This window comes from Vibrio sp. 378 (assembly GCF_033339435.1).
Genome location: NZ_JAWOUO010001299.1, coordinates 1 through 501 on the forward strand (window position 1 = coordinate 1; position 501 = coordinate 501).

Annotated in this window: 1 protein-coding gene; it reads right to left on the bottom strand. The window is 44.7% G+C overall.

All coding sequences use genetic code 11. The annotated features are described in order from the left end of the window. Positions 1 to 2: 2 nt before the first annotated feature. The coding region (locus R7Q48_RS31670; RefSeq protein ID WP_318134438.1) for an EamA family transporter at positions 3 to 501 on the bottom strand (499 nt) is incomplete at its 5' end.

Here is a 501-nt window from a genome sequence, read left to right on the forward strand (position 1 = left end):
ACCTACACCGAATGATTAGCCAACCTTTTGCGCTTTATTCCTTTCGCAACGCCTTCGAAGATCGTGAGCAACAAACCCACCCAGATAAAGGCAAACGTAACCGCTTTAACGTCATCGAACAGCTCCCCAAAGAACACGACAGCAAGAATAAACTGCAAGCTCGGCTCTATGTATTGCATCAAACCAACCGTCGATAAGTTTGTAATACGAATCGCGATTGAGTAGAAGATCAAAGGCAGAATCGTGATTGGCGCGCTGCCGAAGTAAAGCAATAAGGTTGTCGTATCAACGGAAGAAGCAAGCTCGCCTGTCGTCCATTGTTTGAACAGCAAATATCCCAACGCAAACGGCGCGAGAACAAGTGCTTCAATAAACAATGTTGTGCTCCAATCGTAGTTGATTTTCTTTTTGTAGAGTCCATAAAGCGCAAAGAAAAGCCCCATTGTTAAGGCAACAAACGGTAGCTGCCCGTATTGAAATACTTGGTATAACACGCCACAA